The sequence below is a fragment of the Nocardia sp. NPDC056952 genome (assembly GCF_042674185.1).
GTDB lineage: Bacteria > Actinomycetota > Actinomycetes > Mycobacteriales > Mycobacteriaceae > Nocardia.
The window spans coordinates 196066-212888 of the sequence record NZ_JBHURA010000003.1 but is presented as its reverse complement, the minus strand read 5'-3'; the positions used below and the strand labels follow the sequence as shown (position 1 = coordinate 212888).

Sequence of the window (16823 nt, the reverse complement as noted above, 5' to 3'; positions counted from 1 at the left end):
TGCTCGAACGCAGGACGCCAGGGCAGCGTGGTCAGACGTTCGGCATCGAGATCGGTACCGGCATGTGCAATGCCACTTGCCCCTCGGTGATGACATCGAGTCGCAGGTTCCTGATCGGCTCGAGTGATCGCAGATCGTCGGAGAGTCGCCCCTTCCCGAGCTGGAGGTCGACCCCGCGCGGGAAGGAAGTCGACGACGCTGAGAGGGTATTGATCTGCGTCATCGTCGAATGCCATGCGCCGCCGATCGTGGTGTACGAGGTCAGAGTCGACACGCGTCGACCGCTGGGGTATCGCTTCTGAGCAGGGGTCGGCACCGTCAACGCCAGATCTGCGCCGCCGTCGGAATCGGCCACTCGCGCAACTGTCTTCGTGCTGTCGATATCCACATCGAGCTTGGTCACCCACTTCGGGAATCCGTACCCGTCATGCCCGCGGATCTGGGCGATATCCGAGCTGACCGGCAGCGACAGCACATAGGAGTGCAGGTGGTCGTTACCCAGACCGGCCATCAGGTCGATGAAACCAAGTCCGCCATGGCGCGCCGGGCGGGCGACAATCGCGATCGCCACTTCAGTGTAGAAGTCGATGTCGCAGACGTCGTAGCGGAAGAAGACTGCCGAAATCAATCCGATTCCCGGGGCAACCTCTACCGGCACCAGCTCGCGCGGCAACCTGGCGCGGATGGCTCGAGACTTCGCCAGCATCGTCAGACGGGTACTGGACATGCGGTAGTAGAAGTTCGGGGTCAACGTCTCCCCGATCGGCGAGTTCACGCGCTGCTTGGGCAGCCGACGGAAGAACTCCACATCACTGACCCGAGGATCGCGGGCAACCTCATCCAGATCGGTGTCCATCCGATATCGGTCGTAGAGACCGCCTTTGGGCACCAGGACCGAGTGACCGCCCAGGTCGACCTTCACCGTTGCGCGCTGAGTCGATGGCATCGACATGGCTCCCTTGCTCGCTTGTTGTGATGCATGACGCTAACTCCAAATGTTAGCACTGTCAACACGCAGATTCGTCGATGTCACGTCCGAAGATCGACCCCACTGAACACTCCTCGGACATGGAACACCGAGCCCGCGACACCCAAGTACTCACCGCTAACATATTGGCGCGATGCAATCACGTCAATGGACCGCTCCGACGACCCCACGCCGTCAGCACCGTCACCATCAGGACTTCACCGGCAATGCCGCAGTGTCGCCCCCCCGACTGCGGGCCAGTGGCCGAGAGATGATGTACCCGAACAGACCTGCGATCGGATACATCAGAATCCCGTAAACCGCTGCCGGAACAGCAAATTCGCTGTTGCCGAGAACTCCGGACGCGACGGTGATGGCGACGGCGCTGTTGTGGATACCGATCTCCATCGAACACGCGATCGCTTGGCGGGTCCCGATGCCGAGGACAAGTGGTGCGAGGTATCCGAGGCTGAGGCTGAGGACACAGAAGACTGCCGCCACCGCTCCGACCGAGGCCAGATAGTCCCCAACCTTGTCGCGCTCGGCGATCAGTGCCGCGACGACGACCACCCCGAGCAGCGTCGCCGACGCGATCCTGGCGGGGCGGTCCATGAGCGTGGCGAACCGGGGTTTGCGCCACCGAATGAGCATCCCGAGCGCCACCGGCGTGAGGACGACCGCGAACACCTGAACGGTTTTGCCGAATTGGAGTCCGACCGCGCCTTCCCCGGCCGGCAGGAAGTAGCCGAGCGCGAAGTTGGTCACCACCGGCACGCTGACCACCGCAGCGATCGAGTTGATCGCGGTGAGCGACACGTTGAGCGCGACGTCACCGCCGAACAGGTGGCTCAACATATTCGCGGTCGTGCCACCCGGCGATGCCGCGAGCAGCATCATTCCCACTGCGAGGGCCGCAGGCAGGTCGAAGAGCTTGATCAGGCCGAACGCGAGGACCGGCAGGATCAGCAATTGGCACGCCAGAGCGAGCGCGAGGGTGCGCGGGGTGCGGGCAATGCGCACGAAGTCGGCGACCGTGAGATGCAAACCGAGCCCGAGCATGATCACGGCCAGCGCCGCGGGAAGAGCGATAGTTGTCACAGAGCTTTGCATGAGAACCCTTCAGAGGTGCGCCACAATGACCCTCGACGCCGAGAGAGGCGCCGCACTGCGGCATCCGGTGAGCATCCTGCTCCCTCTTCGACCCGCCCCTCTTGTGCAATCACGACATTTCCGACAAACTGCCCGAATTGGACGACAGCGTGCCCCAGCACGCGAACACCAACCCCTCGGCGCCGCCGCATGTGGAACACCACCCGGGTCGCGCCGACGATGCCGACTTCCGAAGGCTGCAGCGACAGTCGCACGGAGTAATGATCCCGAGGAACTTGTTTGTCACTGCCACGCGCACGAACGGACTCGCAGGCCACAACAACCACGGAGTTCGTCTCCGACGACCACACGTCGGCAGGCTGGGTCAGCGCGATCGCAGCCGCGCTGGACACACACACCGGCGACAGTCGCTCCGCGATGGCTTCGGCGGGCCTCGACCCCGATCGGTTGGCGGATCCGGCCGCCCGGTACCCGATGACAGCCGTAGGGCGACTATGGAAGCTCGCCCACGCAGAGTACGGCGAAGGCATCGGCCTAGAGGTCGCCAACAGCCTTCGACCCGACGGATGGTCTACTCTGGGTCGCGCTTTGCGGTCCAGTGTCACCATGGCCGAGTTCCTGCACAGGTGTTGCAGATACGGCGTGCTGGTCACCGACGCCATAACGGTCGACCTTCGGCGCTCACCGACCGCCGACGCACGCATAAGTACGAGGTTCCTCAGACCTGCCGCGGTGGACCACGATCGCATCGAGGCCTACATGGGCGCCGGTCTGCTGCTGGCGCGGCAAATCTTCGGCGGGGACGCCGCGCCGTTCCGTGTCGACCTGACCCGGCCCCGACCGACCGAGCCACGTCGCTGGCACCAGGTCTTCGGACCCGAGATCAAGTGGCAGGCAAGCGAAGTCGCCGTCCACGTCGACGCTGCGACCATGGCTGCCGCCGCTGCCGGCAGCAGCCGCATCCGGTCCAAGGTCTTCGGTGCCGCCATGGACCGCGAATTGGATTACCATCCGATCACCGTGCGCGCCCGGCGGGAGATCTTTCGCGCACTCCCAGACAGCGAGCCCTCGCTGACTCAGGTGGCAGCGCAGTTGTTCATGACGGAGCGGACCCTGCAGCGCCGACTCGCCGAGGAGGGCCTGGGTTTTCGCGAACTCGCCGAGCTTTCCCGCCGTCAGCTCGCCGAGCGTTACCTCGCGACTACCGGCCTGACATTGAGCGACATCGCATTGCTCACCGGCTTCTCCAACCAGAGCAACTTCACCCATGCCTTCCGTCGCTGGACAGGACTTCCACCGGGGATCTGGCGAGACGCGAACACCGACCAGACCGTATGAATCGAACACCACAGACCCCACCGGCCGTGTCGACATTCGACTGTATCGCCGAGCAGACCCGGTGCCGCCGGAAGCGTCACATGACATGCGCTTCCGGCGGCAGCCGCCCGCCTGGCCCGACATCGACTCTGATTCGAATTCCTCAGGGCGACAACGAACTCCAGAAGTACTGACTCAGCGAACCGACGAACTCGGTAGCCGAGGCCAGTTCTCCTTGGCTCTTTTACGTGTACTCAGCCACTTCTCGTATCGACGCAGCGCCCCCTTCTGAACACGCTGATCCGTGATCAGCGCCCAGACCGGGACGACACCGAGCGCCGGGTTCTTCCGCTTCGCCATACGCCGCATCTGGTATCGGACCATCGCCATCTCGGCAGCCGATGCCATCGACTTGTCCGACCACGTCACCCGCTTCAAAGCGCCAACCGCGTCCAACCCCTCCCGCCACCGGTTCGGCAGGTCAGGCGTCACGGCCAATGCGGTCGCCATGCCGATGAGCGCGACCTTGTTGGCGAGCACTCGGTCGGCAGTCTCACGCCGGGAGATGCCACCGGTCAATAGCAGCGGCAGCTCACTGGTTTCGGCGAGCTCGGCGGCAAGTTCCAGGAAATAGGCTTCGCGTTCGGCGGTGCGGCCGTCTTTGGGACGTCCTGACATAGCGGGGCTTTCATAGCTACCGCCTGATACTTCCACCAGGTCGACACCCATGCCGGCCAGCATGGCGATCACCTTCTTGGCATCATCGGCATCGAACCCACCGCGCTGGAAATCCGCGGAGTTCAGCTTGACAGCGACCGCGAATCCAGGAGACACCGCGGCACGAATCCCCTGAACGATCTTGAGCAGGAGCCTGGCCCTGTTCTCGAGCGAGCCTCCCCATTCATCGGTGCGATTGTTCACCAATGGCGACAAGAACTGCGACAGCAGATACCCGTGAGCCGCATGCACTTCGACGCCGTCGAACCCGGCGAGTTCAGCACGCACCGCAGTCGTGACGAACCGATCCCTGGTCTCCAAGATCTGCTGGCGTGTCATCGGCATGGGCCGCCCGAAGCGCTTCGAGTGCTTCCCGATATCGACGGCAATATCGGACGGTCCCCACACCACTCCGGGCATCTGCACCTGCATCTGTCGCCCGGGGTGGCTGATCTGCATCCACATCGCAGCGCCGGCGGCTTTACCCGCAGCGGCCCACTCCGCGAACGGCTCGATCGGCGCGTCCTCGTCCAACACGATGCCGCCCGGCCCGGTGAGAGCTTCGGCGTGCACCATCACATTGCCGGTAATCAGCAATCCGGCGCCGCCTGCGCCCCAGCGCCGGTACAGCGCGATCGAGCGCTCGTCCGGAAGCTGACCCACTCCGGCCATACCTTCTTCCATGGCCGCCTTGGCAATCCTGTTGGTCAGGATCTGACCGGACCGCAATCGCAATGGGGAAAACAACCCCGTTGCATTCGACTTGCTCGACATGCAGACCTCCTCTCGACATAACCACACCTCAGAACCACATAAATGTGCGCACTGCTAACATAGGGGGGGATGTTAGCGATGTCAACTCCCGCAGCCGCAGAGACTGCCGCTTGTCGAGGTCGATGCCCGAGCATCCCGACGTCGCAACCATCAGCCGAGGCCGCATCGCCCTTCAGGTCTTGCCTATCCTGCAATTTAGAGTCATACTCTAAATTAGAGTGCCACTCCAGATATCCTTCGGTGTGGCCCCCCGATAGGAGATGGCGTCAACGATGACTTCGCACGATCCTGCGGTGTTCACCACCGCGCCCCCACTGTCCGGACTCGACTCCCGGATCGCGACGCTGCGCGAGCTGGCCGCCACTCCGGGCGCCGAGGTTTACCTCGACCCGGAAATCGTCGACTACGAAGCGTGGAATCATGTCGGCGATCCACTGTGTGAGGCACTGATCGGCGAGTTGCGTGAGCGCAAGATGATGGGCGGTGACATCTTCGCCAATGCCCGCGCGCTCGAGGCGCAGGGATGCCTCGCAGCGCAGCGGTTCTTCGCCGACGCGGAGGCGGTGCCCGAGTGGTGCGACTTCGAAGCGATGCGACCCGGGGCGGAGATGGCCAAACGCAACCCGATCGGGCTGCTTTTCGGCATGCACGGCGGGCTTCCCTTCACCTATATCGATCCAGCGACCGCCGAGGTGATGGGCAGCACCGGTCGACTGGCCTCCGGTGGCGACTACCAGCGCCGATATTGGGAGACCGCGACTGGTTTCATCGGCGCACTCGATGTCGACGGCATGCGACCGGGTGGGCCGCGCTGGGAGCAGTGGGTGCGGATTCGATTCCTGCACACGATGATCCGGCTCGGAATCCTGCGTGCGCAACGCTGGGACCTGGACCAGTCGATGCCGATCAGCCAGCTCGCCACCGCGGCGGCCACGCACATCTTCGGTCCTTATCGGGTCAACATCATCGAGTTCTTCGGCGGCACCGCCACCCCCGAGGAGAAAGACAGCTTCGCACTGATGTGGCGGTGGATCAGCCGCATCGAAGGCGCGAACAACCAGATCCTGGGCCGCACCGCCGACGAGCAGTTCGGGCTGTCTGCGGGCATGCACCAGCACCTCTACGGGCCGACCGAGGGATCGCAGATTCTCACCAGGAGCGTGATCGACGGATCAGCGTCGATGAAGGGCTTCATCCTTCCTCGGCGCCTGCACTCGGCGATCGTGCGGATGCTGCTCAGCGAGCCGATGCTCGAGATCCTGCCGGGCCGGGACGTGCCCACCGACTTCGCCATCCCCCACGATCCGGCGGCGGAGCGGGCGGTCCGGGCACTGACCACCGCGCTGTGGGGGGTCAACCGGATCATCGTCCTTCCGATGGCGCGGCGACACACGTCTCGAGTCGGCATGCGACTTATCGAGTACGTCCTACGCAAGGGCCTGCGCGACAACCCGGCGCAGTACCGAGGGACCCCCGTCGCCGGACAGCCGACAGATCAGTAAGCCCGACAGGAGACCATGATGACTTCCCTTTCCACGGTTGCCGAGACCCCGGCAGCCGAGCTCGATCAGGCCGTCGCCGACCTCGTCGACGGCGCGCGAACCTGGTCCGAGCTGCCCTTGTCGGCGCGACGAACCCTGCTCGCCCGAACCCACGCGACCATCGACTCGGCCGCCGCGCAGTGGGCCGAGGCCGCGATCGTCGCCAAGAACACACCGCGTGGACCGCTCGAGGGCGAGGAGTGGATGTCGGGCCCCTACGCCACCCTGTCCGGCTTCGGCGCGATCCTGGGAACCCTCGACAAACTCCTCGCCGATAAATCACCGTTGGACGGCATCACCTCCGGCACCGCACCCGGCGGCCGCACCACCTTCCGGATGCTGCCGTCGAATCTGGCGGAGTTCAACCTGTTCAACGGCTTCACCGCCGATCTGTGGCTCGAGCCCGGCATCTCCGCCCAGCAGGCGCGCGCCCAGGCCGGTCTCGGTGCCATCCGGGCCGGTGAGAACGGCGGCGTCGGGCTGGTGCTCGGTGCGGGCAATATCAGCGCGATCGGCCCGCTGGACGTGCTCTACGAACTCGTCGCGCACAACCGTGCCTGCGTGCTGAAGAACAACCCGACCTTCGCCGGACTGACCGATGCCTTCACCGCCGCCTTCGCGCCACTGATCGAGGCGAACCTGCTGCGCATCGTCAACGGGGGCGCCGAAACCGGCGCCTATCTGACGACCCATCCGGGGATCGAGCACGTGCACATCACCGGTAGCGGCGCCACCCACGACGCGATCGTCTGGGGCGGGTCGGACAAGAGCGGCGACCCGGTCCTGGACAAGCCGATCACCAGCGAACTCGGTGGGGTGTCGCCGATCATCGTCGTGCCGGGCGAGTGGACCGAGGCGGATCTGCGGTACCAGGCCGAACACGTCGCCACCCAGCGCCTGCACAACGGCGGCCACAACTGCATCGCCGGCCAGGCCCTGATCCTCGCGCGCGACTGGGACCAGCGCGAGGAATTCCTGACCGTGCTGCGCGAGGTCTTGGACACGCTGCCCGCGCGCGACCCCTGGTATCCGGGCACTGAGGCCAAGCTCGCCGCGGCGGCCGAGTCCTACCCCGGGGCCGAGAACCACGCCGGGCGCGTCCTGATCGAGGTCGACGCCACCACCTCGCAGGATCTGCTGCGCACCGAATACTTCGGTCCGGTACTCGGATTCACCACACTGCCCGGGACCGGCATCGAATTCCTGCGCGCGGCAGTCGATTTCGCCAACACCGAACTCGACGGCACGCTCGGTGCGAGCCTGATCGTCGCCCCGGCCGACCGCAAGAAGATGGGTGCCACGTTCGACGAAGCCATCGCCGACCTGCGCTACGGAACCATCGGCATCAACGTGTGGAGCGCCATCGGGTTCCTGCTGCCCGCGGCGAGCTGGGGTGCGTACCCCGGCAACACCCTCGCCGAGGTCGGATCCGGAATCGGCATCGTCCACAACGCCCACCTGGTCGAAGGCGTCGAACGCTCCGTGGTGACCGGCCCGTTCCGGCCGTTCCCCCGTTCGGTTCTGGCGGGCGAACTCGCGCTCTCGCCCAAGCCGGGCTGGTTCGTCACCGCCCGCAGCGCCCGCGAGACCGCTCGTCAACTCACCAACTATGCCGCGGCACCGAGCTGGCTGAAGATGCCCGCCATATTCGCCGCTGCCTTCCGCGCCTGAGTCCTCCGGAGACGACGATGATCTTCACCAGCCCCTATCCCGCCGTCGACCTGCCCTCGACATCGGTCTACGACTACGTATTCGGTGGGCTTCCGGACACCGACGGCGAGCGGATCGCCGTCGTCGACGGTGCCGATCGGATCACCTACGCCCAGTTGCGATCCGACGTCGACCGATTCGCGGGCGCGCTCGCCGCACGCGGGATCGGACCCGGCGATGTCGTGGCGCTACATGCCCCCAACGGCATCGGCTTCGTGATCGCCTTCCATGCCATCCTGCGGGCGGGCGCGACAGCGACCACGATCAATGTTCTCTACAGCCCGACCGAGATCGCCGCCCAACTCGCCGACGCGCACGCCACCACCTACATCACCGTGGCCGCTGTGTTGCCGCACGCGACCACCGCGGCCACGCTCGCCGAGCTGCCTATCGCGAAGATCATCGTCCTCGACAGCGCGCCGGGGCACCAGTCGATGCGCGACCTGCTCGGCCAGGACCTGCCCGCGCCGAACGTGATCGTCGACCCGTCGAGTCTAGCTGTGCTGCCCTACTCCTCGGGCACCACGGGCAAGGCCAAGGGCGTGATGCTCACCCACGCCAACCTCGTCGCCAACATCGCCCAATGCGCACCGATGTTGCGGATCGACGAGAATGACACCGTGCTCGCGGTTCTGCCGTTCTTCCACATCTACGGCATGAACGTCATCATGAACCTGACCCTGCGCCGACGGGGCACCCTGGTCACGATGCCGCGCTTCGACCTAGCGGAGTTCTTACGCCTCATCGACAGCCAGCGGTGCAGTTACCTCTTCGTCGCGCCGCCGGTAGCGGTGGCATTGGCCAAACACCCCGTGGTCGAACAGTTCGACACCAGCAGTGTCCGGGTGATCGTCTGCGGGGCAGCACCATTGGACGAGGCGCTCGGCAACGCGCTGGCGGCACGGATCGGTTGCCGACTGCTGCAGGGATTCGGGATGACCGAACTCAGTCCCGTCTCGCACGTGACCCCGATCGACGACCCGGACATCTCGATCGGTTCGATCGGCGTGGCGATCCCGAACATCGAATTCGCCGTGGCCGACCCCGCCACCGGTGCGCGGATCGACCACTCCGGTGCCGGCCGCAGCAAGCCAGGCGAGATGCTGGTGCGCGGGCCCGGGGTCATGCTCGGCTACCTGGGCAATCCCGAAGCCACCGCCGCGACCATCGACCCCGACGGCTTCCTGCACACCGGCGACATCGTGGAAGTCGGGCCCAAGGGCGAGGTATACGTGGTGGACCGGCTCAAGGAACTCATCAAGTACAAGGGCTACCAGGTGCCACCGGCGGAGCTCGAAGCGCTGTTGCTCACCCACCCCGCTGTCGCCGACGCGGCAGTCGTGGCCTACCCCGACGAGGAGGCCGGTGAGTTACCGCGCGCTTTCGTCGTCGTCCAGCCCGGCGCCGGGGTCGGAGCCCCTGAACTCTTCGACTATGTAGCGGCCCGCGTCGCCCCCCACAAGCGAGTCCGCATGCTCGAGTTCATCGAATCCGTGCCGAAGTCATTGTCGGGCAAGATCTTGCGCAAAGATCTGAAAGGCCGACCAGTCGCCGCACCACAGTAGCCGGAAGCTACCGTCAACACCTATGACCGACACCCCACAGCTTCGAGGTGAACGCCGCCGGATGCGCACCCGTGCGGCGATCCTGGAGGCGGCAGAACAGCTGCTGTCGGATCGATCCACCGACGCCGTGCGGATGGAAGACGTCGCCGCGGCGGCGGGGATCTCACCGGCGTCGGTCTACACCCACTTCGGCACCAAAGAGGCCCTGGTCAGCGCAGTGGTGGAACGCCTGCTCGACATGTCGATGACCACCTTCACAGAGGTTTTCTCCGGGGAGGACAGTGCGTTGGACCAGGTCAAGGCTGCCGGAGCCGCCTACGTGCGGTTGCTACTCGATCATCCGGCCATGACCCGATATCTGTCTGCGGCCACCCTTGGACAAGCCCAGACCGAAATAGACGACACCGTCATGGCTCGGATCGAGTTGCTGCGGGCGAGCACCGAGCAACGTATGGACGCCGCGGCCGCGGCAGGAGAGATCGTCGCGGTCGACAGTCGGCTGTTCTCGTTCTTTCTCTTCGGCGCGTGGCAGGGCGTGGCGGCACTGGCCCTGCGTCACGACGAGCTGCGACTCACGCCGGCCGAGATCGAGCAGTGCCTGACACAGGTCAGCCGAACACTGGTCACCGGACTCACAGTGTTCGCATCGACACCGGAATCGCCCGGCCTCGCATCTGATTCGCGCTGACGCGCGGTCACAGCGACGCGTCGGGAATCGCGAGCAGGGTCCGGTGAAAGTAGATGAGCAGGTCCTCGAGATCGGGCAAGTCAGCGAAACGACCGAGCCGCAGATAGCGTCGAACCATGTCGTTGGTGGCCACGATCGCGGCCAGAAATGCCTGCTCCGGTACCGGTGCCAGATCGGGGAAAGCCAATGCCCGCCAGCCCGCGGACAGGGTCGCGAACCACTGCTGGCAGTCTTCGAACGCCTGCTGTGCCGCAGGCCCCGCATGCTGGGTTTCCAGGTAGAAGGCCTGTGCGAACGTCGGTTCATCGCGCAGAACCGCGAGATAGGCCCGCACCGCCAACCGCAAAAACCCCAATGGTTCCGAGTGCCCGGACACCGCCGCGACCTCGGCCTCGATCCTCGCTTTGACGAGGTCACGGCCCGTCTCGGCAGCAGCGAGGAAACAGGCTTCCTTGTCGGCGAAATTCTCGTAGAACGTCTTCCGGGAAACACCGGCGGTGGCGGTGATGTCACCGATGGTCATCGCCTGATACCCGCGCCGGCACGCCGCCGCCGCTACCGCCTGCAACAGTCGCTGCCGCTGCGCGCGGGCAACCAGATCCTTCGGGAGACTGTGTGGCCCGCGAGGTAAGTCGACGAAGGCTGGACGCAGCAACATGTCACGAGCCCGGTCCCCGGCGGGCTCCGACGGGCTCACTGGTCCCTCCGTACTGACACCCCGACATTCTACGAGCAGTCGGCCCGCAGTCCCTCATGGCTGCGGGCCGACCAGATCGGGCAGGGCGTGCGCTCACGTCAGCACAGAAACCACCGTCGCGATCAGTCGAGCGGCCACCTCGACCAACCCCGTTGCCCAGCCGGCGACATTGAAACTACCCATGACGGATCCTCTTTCCTGGTGAGCGATGTTGTCAGCCCGGGTAGGGGCCGACGTGGTCGTCGGATCGGGTGAGCCCGCACGAGTTGTCGTCGGAGGTGTTGGCCCCGTCGGAGACGATCGTCGCGAACTCCGTATTGCAGTTGTTGCGCCCCGCGCCGATGGTGTTGCGGGCGATCGTCGACCCGTTGAGATGGATGCTCGTCACGCTGACCCCGAGAGAGTCGGAGACCTGATCAGGAAGGGTGTCCAGATAACCCGCGGCGCTGTTCAGACCGCCGCCGTTGTCGCTGGCGAAGTTGTCGACGATCGTGGTTCGGATCAGGGTCACCGCGCCGATGCCCTTGACGTCGATGCCGCCACCGTGGCCGGCGAATCCGCCTGGGCGCCACCATTCGCCGGGATTCTGGGCACGGTTGTTGCGGACGACCGTATCGGTGATGGTGCACGTGTTGTCACAGCGGATGCCGCCGGCCGACCCGGCGATGTTGTCTTCGACGATGCTGTCGGTCATACGCATGTCCGCGGTCGGGATGTTGAACACTCCCCCTCCGTAGCCCGCCCTGTTCCCCGCGATCCGCACGCGGCTCAGCGTGAGGTTCGCGGTGTTGGCGATCGCCCCACCGCCGGTGTTGTAGAAGGGGATCTCGTGCTGCGCCGAGACTCCTCCGGTCAGGGTCAGATCGGTGATCTCGGCGTCGGCGGTGGTCAGGAACAGCCGATCCAGGCCCGTACCACTGATCGTCGTCTTGTCCCGTCCCGCACCGTGAATCGCGGTAGGCGCGATGATCGCGAGGTCGCCGGTTTGCGGGTCGATCAACGGGCCGTTGGTGAGCCAGCCGTTCGGCGCGATGGTCAGCCGGTACACACCCTCGGGGACGACGATGGTACTGCCCGGCCGAACATTGGCCGCTTGCACGGCCGCGCGCAGTGTGCACTCCCCGGAAGCAGTGCGGCATTCCCCGCTCAGCGGGTCCGCCGCGGCAAGGTCGAGTGTGCTGGTGACGGTGACCTGCTGTCCGGGTGCGCTCATTGCCCCGCCACCGGTGGCTATCCCACCGGCGATCACCAACGTCAGCGCACAACCAATCCCCATCAGCGTCGATCTCATCTGCATCGGAACCCCACAGCTATTTATTGAAAACGAGAGTCATGTACGCTCGCGTTTCTTCCTGGGTCGAGCATAAGCCCGCCAATCCGGCCAAGTCCCGGAAACCGACGAAAATCGTGAACCTCCCTCGCCCCCGATGACGTGCCACTTCCGCCGACCGCCGCGATCGAACCGACAGGAACAGTCACCCTCGCAGTGAATCGGACCACACGATGCCGATGTAGTCCCGCCCACTTGCGTTTCCGCGCAGTTCCTTGCGTCGAACTGCGGCGTTTCGGGCCGTGACGAAGCCGTAAACACCTCGCCGATCCCTTGCCTGCCAGACGTGGCCGGGGTCTGATTCAACAACTGGTCATTCGTCCAGATTGCGACCGTCCGATTTGTTCCTCCAACAAGGAGTCCCATGCCTACCGAACGCCGACCCGTCGCCCTCGTGACAGGCGCCAGCTCCGGAATCGGCCGTGGTTTCGCCACCAGGTTCGCGGCCCGGGGCTACGACCTGATCCTCATCGCGCGCCGCCGTGATCGGCTCGAGGAACTGGCCGCGGACCTCACCGCCGAGCACGGCGTCTCGACCACGCCGATCGACTACGACCTCGCCCTGCCCGAGGCTGCCGCGGCCATCGCGAAACATTTGGCCGACGGTGCCATCGAGGTCGACGCGCTCATCAACTGCGCAGGTTTCGGGACCGCGGAGCCGTTCATCGACGAGGACGCGCAGCTGATCGAGCGCGAAATCGCCGTGGATGTCACCGCACCGACGCTGCTGGCTCATCAATTCCTGCCCCAGCTCATGCGCTCTCCACGCGGGCTGCTGCTCATGGTGAGCAGCACCGCTTCGCATCAGCCGATTCCCAACATCGCGGTCTACGCGGCCTGCAAGGCCTATCTGACCTCGCTCACCGCCGCCATCTGGCAGGAATCCCGAGGTACGGGTCTGCGCGTGCTGGCGTTGTGCCCGGGCCCGACCGAGACCGAATTCTTCGATGCCGCCGGGTCCGAGCGGTTCAAGGTCGGGCGGGTCGCCGGCGTCGACGAGGTCCTCGACGCCGTCTTCCGCGCGATCGACAAGGGCAACGCACCCGTCGTCACTGTCGGATCGGTCAATCGCCTCCAAGCCCTGGCGTCGAAACTCGCGCCACTGCGGGTTTCGCTCGCGCTGGCCGAACGAGCCACCGGGGCACCGGGGCATCCATGACCCACCCACCGACCCGAATCCCGCACTACACGAAAGACATTCGATGCTGACCGAATTGGACGACCGTGTTCACGCCGCGATCAATCTGCACGCCGTCCTGGGAGCACTGCCGAGACTGGCCGAGCTCGACAGCGCGGCGGCCGCTGTGCTCGGCACCCTGGACCGGGACGTCACCCTCACCTTGTCCGTCCTCGGCGGACCGGAGGCCCGCTACACCTTTACGCCGACCTCGATCCGGCCCGGCGGGCGCGGCGTCGGCCCACGGCTGCTGTTCACCTCTTCTGCCCACCTCAACGCCGTCCTCGGCGGCACCGCGAAACCGATCCCCCTCGGCGGACCGGCCGGAATCCGTTTCCTGACCAAGCAATTCGCGCCACTGTCCGAAATTTTGGCGGGCTATCTCCAGCCCGCCTCGGCGCAGGCCGAGTCCGAGGACGGTGCGGACATCGCCACATTGCTCGCCCTGCACATCTCGGCCGTCGCCATCACAGTCGTCGGCAACGAAGACGTCAGCGGCAAGTTCTCGGCCGAACACATGCCCGACGGCGACTTCGACCTCGAAGTCGGGGAGGACATCCGCTACCGCCTCGAAGTCAAGGATCACCGGCTACGGGTGGACCACGATCTCACCGGATCACCCCGCGCCGCACTGCGTTTCGCCGATCTCGGCGTCGCCGGTGCCATCCTCTCCGGCCAGGACAGTGCGCTCGCGTGCATGTGCGACGGCCGGCTGACCATGCGGGGTTTCGTCCCCCTCATCGACAACGCCAACCGCATCCTCGACCGCGTCGGGGCCTACCTGGGAGCACACCGATCATGACCTCGTCCGACCTCGTCACCACCGCGACCTACGAATACGCGCGCAGTGCAGCCGCATTCCAGCGGGCGACCCGCGTCATCCCCGGTGGCATCCACGGCCACCAGGGCCCCCGCGACGGGTGCTACATCCCGCGCTCGGCCTACCCGCTGTTCTCCGCGCGGGCGGAGGGCACCCGCTTCTGGGATCTCGACGGCAACGAATTCATCGACTACATGTGCGGATACGGCCCCAACGTCCTGGGCTACGGCGATACCGACGTGCGGGCAGCCGCCCGCGCGCAAGCCGAACTCGGCGATGTCGTCACCATCCCCACGACCACCATGGTCGATTTCGCCGAACTACTGGTCGACACCGTCGCGAGCGCGGACTGGACGTTCTTCGCCAAGAACGGCGGTGACGTGACCACGCTGGCGATCATGACCGCGCGCGCCGCGACCGGCCGACGCGGCCTGGTCTTCATCCAGGGCTACTACCACGGCGTCGCACCGTGGACCCAGAAGCTGGACTATCCCGGTGTGCTCGAACAGGATGTCGCGGGCAATATCGAGTTGCCGTGGAACGACCTCGGCGCCCTGCGCGAGACGTTCTCCACCCACCGGGGCGAGATCGCGGCGCTCATCGCCCAGCCCTATCAGCACCACAACTTCGCCGACAATGTCCTGCCCGTGGCGGACTACTGGAAAGGGGTGCGCCGGCTCTGCGACGAGTTCGGTGTGGTGCTGATCGTCGACGACGTCCGCGCGGGCTTCCGGCTCGATCTGGCGGGCAGCGACCACTACTACGGTTTCCAGGCCGACCTGATCTGCTTCTGCAAAGCGATCGCCAACGGCTACAACGTCTCCGCGCTGTGCGGACGTGACAGCCTGCGCGAAGCGGTCTCGAGCATCACCTTTACCGGCAGCTACTGGCTCAGTGCGGTCCCCTTCGCCGCGGGCATCGCCACCCTGACCAAACTGCGCGAGATCGACGGCCCCGCGCTGTTCCGGCGCCTCGGCACCCGCCTCACCGACGGCCTGGTCGACGTCGCCGCCACCCACGGATTCCGGCTCGTCGCCTCCGGCGAACCGGCGCTGTTCTATCTGCGTCTGGCGGACGACGACTCGCTGATGCTGCATCAGCGCTGGATCGCCGAATGCGTTCGCCGCGGCGTGTTCCTGACCTCCCATCACAATCACTTCATCAATGCCGCACTCACCGACAGCGATATCGACAAGACCCTCGATGTCGCCGACGCGGCATTCCGTGCGATCCGTGCTCAACCGGAGTCACGGTGACGCCCCGTGCGGGGACGATCGCGGTCGCGGGAGCTTATGGGGCGCAGGGGCTGGGGTACGCGATCGCGGTCACCGTGCTGCCGGAGTTCAAGTCGCGCCTGGACATGACCGAGACGACGCTGGCATTGCTGCTGCTCGGGATGTGCATCGCCGCGGCGGGTGGTTCGATCCTGGCCGATCTCATCGCGGTTCGATGGGGCAGCAAGCAGTCGCTGGGTGCGGGATTGGCGATGGAGGCCGCCGCGCTGATCGCGTTGACCGTGCTCGGCGATCTCGGGCCGTTCCTGGTCGCGTTCGGGATCTACGGAATCGGCCTCGGGGTCGTCGACGCCGCTGCGAACATGCAGGGCGCGCTTGTCCAGAGACACACCGGTACAACGGTTTTCGGTCGGTTCTACGCCACCTACACCGCGGCCGCCATGATCGGCGCGCTGGTGGTGTCGGGTGCGGTGTCGGGCGGATTCCCGTTGCTGCCGCTCGCGGTGGCGGCAACGGTCCAGATCGGCGTTGTCGTGGCAGGTGCCAAGCTCTTCGATCCCGCCCGGGCAGCACGGAAGAGCCACGAGGACACCATGGCTCGGGTGCCGATGCCATGGCCAGGCATCTGGCGTATCGGCGCCCTGGTGCTGGCGGCGTTCACAGTCGATTCCGCGGTGGCGACCTGGAGCACCGCCTACCTCAGCGACGGACTCGCGGTCGCAGCCGCGACCGCTCCCTTGGGCTTCGCCGTTTACCAAGCTGCCGTTCTCGTCGCCAGACTCACCGTCGATCCCCTGGTGCGCAGGTTCGATCGCACCGCTGTCACCGCGGCCGCCATCGGAATCGGAGTCCTCGGAACCGTGACGGTCGCGGTAGTTGCCACCCTGCCCGGCGCGATCATCGGATTCGCCGCAGCCGGTCTGTCGATCGGCGCACTGGTACCGATCGCGTTCGCCGCCGCGGGCGAGCTCGAACCCGACCGCAGCGACGAAGTGATCGCGCGGGTCAACCTCTTCAACTACGGCGGCGCGGTCGCAGGCGCTGTGGCCCTCGGTCTGGTCGCGGCGGGACCGTCGTTGGGGACCGCGTTCCTCATTCCCGCCGTCGTCCTTATCGCCGTCGTGCCGACCCTGACACGCCCCACCGTCACCCGCAGATCCCGGGTCTGACCGAAC

The 16823-nt window shown here is 65.8% G+C and carries 14 protein-coding genes; 9 read left to right on the top strand and 5 right to left on the bottom strand.

Annotated features, from left to right (window positions below; all coding sequences use genetic code 11):
• Positions 1-31: 31 nt before the first annotated feature.
• A complete protein-coding gene (locus ACFTS5_RS12615; RefSeq protein ID WP_378630387.1) occupies positions 32-946 on the bottom strand; it encodes an acetoacetate decarboxylase family protein in 915 nt (304 codons plus the stop codon).
• Between the two features lie 231 nt (positions 947-1177).
• On the bottom strand, positions 1178-2077 hold the full coding sequence (locus tag ACFTS5_RS12610) for a bile acid:sodium symporter family protein (RefSeq protein WP_378630385.1): 900 nt from the start codon (positions 2075-2077) through the stop codon (positions 1178-1180).
• 279 nt (positions 2078-2356) lie between these two features.
• Between ACFTS5_RS12610 and ACFTS5_RS12605 the strand changes: the two genes are divergently transcribed.
• Positions 2357-3415: an AraC family transcriptional regulator ligand-binding domain-containing protein gene (locus ACFTS5_RS12605; protein ID WP_378630384.1), complete on the top strand. Its 1059-nt coding sequence runs from the start codon at positions 2357-2359 to the stop codon at positions 3413-3415.
• A 174-nt stretch (positions 3416-3589) separates the two neighbouring features.
• Here the strand turns inward: ACFTS5_RS12605 and ACFTS5_RS12600 are convergent, their stop codons facing one another.
• Positions 3590-4885, bottom strand: a complete 1296-nt coding sequence (locus ACFTS5_RS12600; RefSeq protein ID WP_378630382.1) for an NADH:flavin oxidoreductase/NADH oxidase family protein — start codon at positions 4883-4885, stop codon at positions 3590-3592.
• Between the two features lie 272 nt (positions 4886-5157).
• Between ACFTS5_RS12600 and ACFTS5_RS12595 the strand changes: the two genes are divergently transcribed.
• Genes ACFTS5_RS12595 through ACFTS5_RS12580 form a run of 4 tightly spaced genes read left to right on the top strand, consistent with a single transcriptional unit; the run spans position 5158 to position 10389 of the window.
• On the top strand, positions 5158-6387 hold the full coding sequence (locus ACFTS5_RS12595; protein WP_378630381.1) for a DUF2236 domain-containing protein: 1230 nt from the start codon (positions 5158-5160) through the stop codon (positions 6385-6387).
• An 18-nt stretch (positions 6388-6405) separates the two neighbouring features.
• Positions 6406-8097 (top strand): aldehyde dehydrogenase family protein, encoded by a 1692-nt coding sequence (locus tag ACFTS5_RS12590; protein ID WP_378630378.1) that lies wholly within the window; start codon positions 6406-6408, stop codon positions 8095-8097.
• A gap of 17 nt (positions 8098-8114) precedes the next feature.
• Positions 8115-9701: an AMP-binding protein gene (locus tag ACFTS5_RS12585; protein WP_378630377.1), complete on the top strand. Its 1587-nt coding sequence runs from the start codon at positions 8115-8117 to the stop codon at positions 9699-9701.
• Positions 9702-9723: 22 nt separating this feature from the next.
• The gene (locus ACFTS5_RS12580; protein WP_378630375.1) at positions 9724-10389 is read left to right on the top strand and encodes a TetR/AcrR family transcriptional regulator; all 666 of its coding nucleotides are present in this window, start codon (positions 9724-9726) and stop codon (positions 10387-10389) included.
• Positions 10390-10396: 7 nt separating this feature from the next.
• Here the strand turns inward: ACFTS5_RS12580 and ACFTS5_RS12575 are convergent, their stop codons facing one another.
• Positions 10397-11086: a TetR/AcrR family transcriptional regulator gene (locus tag ACFTS5_RS12575; protein WP_378630374.1), complete on the bottom strand. Its 690-nt coding sequence runs from the start codon at positions 11084-11086 to the stop codon at positions 10397-10399.
• Between the two features lie 214 nt (positions 11087-11300).
• Positions 11301-12299 (bottom strand): hypothetical protein, encoded by a 999-nt coding sequence (locus tag ACFTS5_RS12570; protein ID WP_378630372.1) that lies wholly within the window; start codon positions 12297-12299, stop codon positions 11301-11303.
• Positions 12300-12780: 481 nt separating this feature from the next.
• Here ACFTS5_RS12570 and ACFTS5_RS12565 point away from each other — a divergent pair, with 481 nt between their 5' ends.
• Genes ACFTS5_RS12565 through ACFTS5_RS12550 form a run of 4 tightly spaced genes read left to right on the top strand, consistent with a single transcriptional unit; the run spans position 12781 to position 16817 of the window.
• Positions 12781-13575 carry an SDR family NAD(P)-dependent oxidoreductase gene (locus ACFTS5_RS12565; RefSeq protein ID WP_378630370.1) on the top strand — a complete coding sequence of 265 codons (795 nt, stop codon included), beginning with the start codon at positions 12781-12783 and terminating at the stop codon, positions 13573-13575.
• 43 nt (positions 13576-13618) lie between these two features.
• Entirely contained in the window at positions 13619-14395 is a 777-nt protein-coding gene (locus ACFTS5_RS12560) for a hypothetical protein (protein ID WP_378630368.1), read from the top strand.
• Positions 14392-15669 (top strand): aminotransferase class III-fold pyridoxal phosphate-dependent enzyme, encoded by a 1278-nt coding sequence (locus tag ACFTS5_RS12555; RefSeq protein WP_378630367.1) that lies wholly within the window; start codon positions 14392-14394, stop codon positions 15667-15669. The genes ACFTS5_RS12560 and ACFTS5_RS12555 overlap by 4 nt, the downstream gene beginning before the upstream one ends.
• Positions 15666-16817 carry an MFS transporter gene (locus tag ACFTS5_RS12550; RefSeq protein ID WP_378630365.1) on the top strand — a complete coding sequence of 384 codons (1152 nt, stop codon included), beginning with the start codon at positions 15666-15668 and terminating at the stop codon, positions 16815-16817. The genes ACFTS5_RS12555 and ACFTS5_RS12550 overlap by 4 nt, the downstream gene beginning before the upstream one ends.
• The last annotated feature ends 6 nt before the right edge of the window (positions 16818-16823 follow it).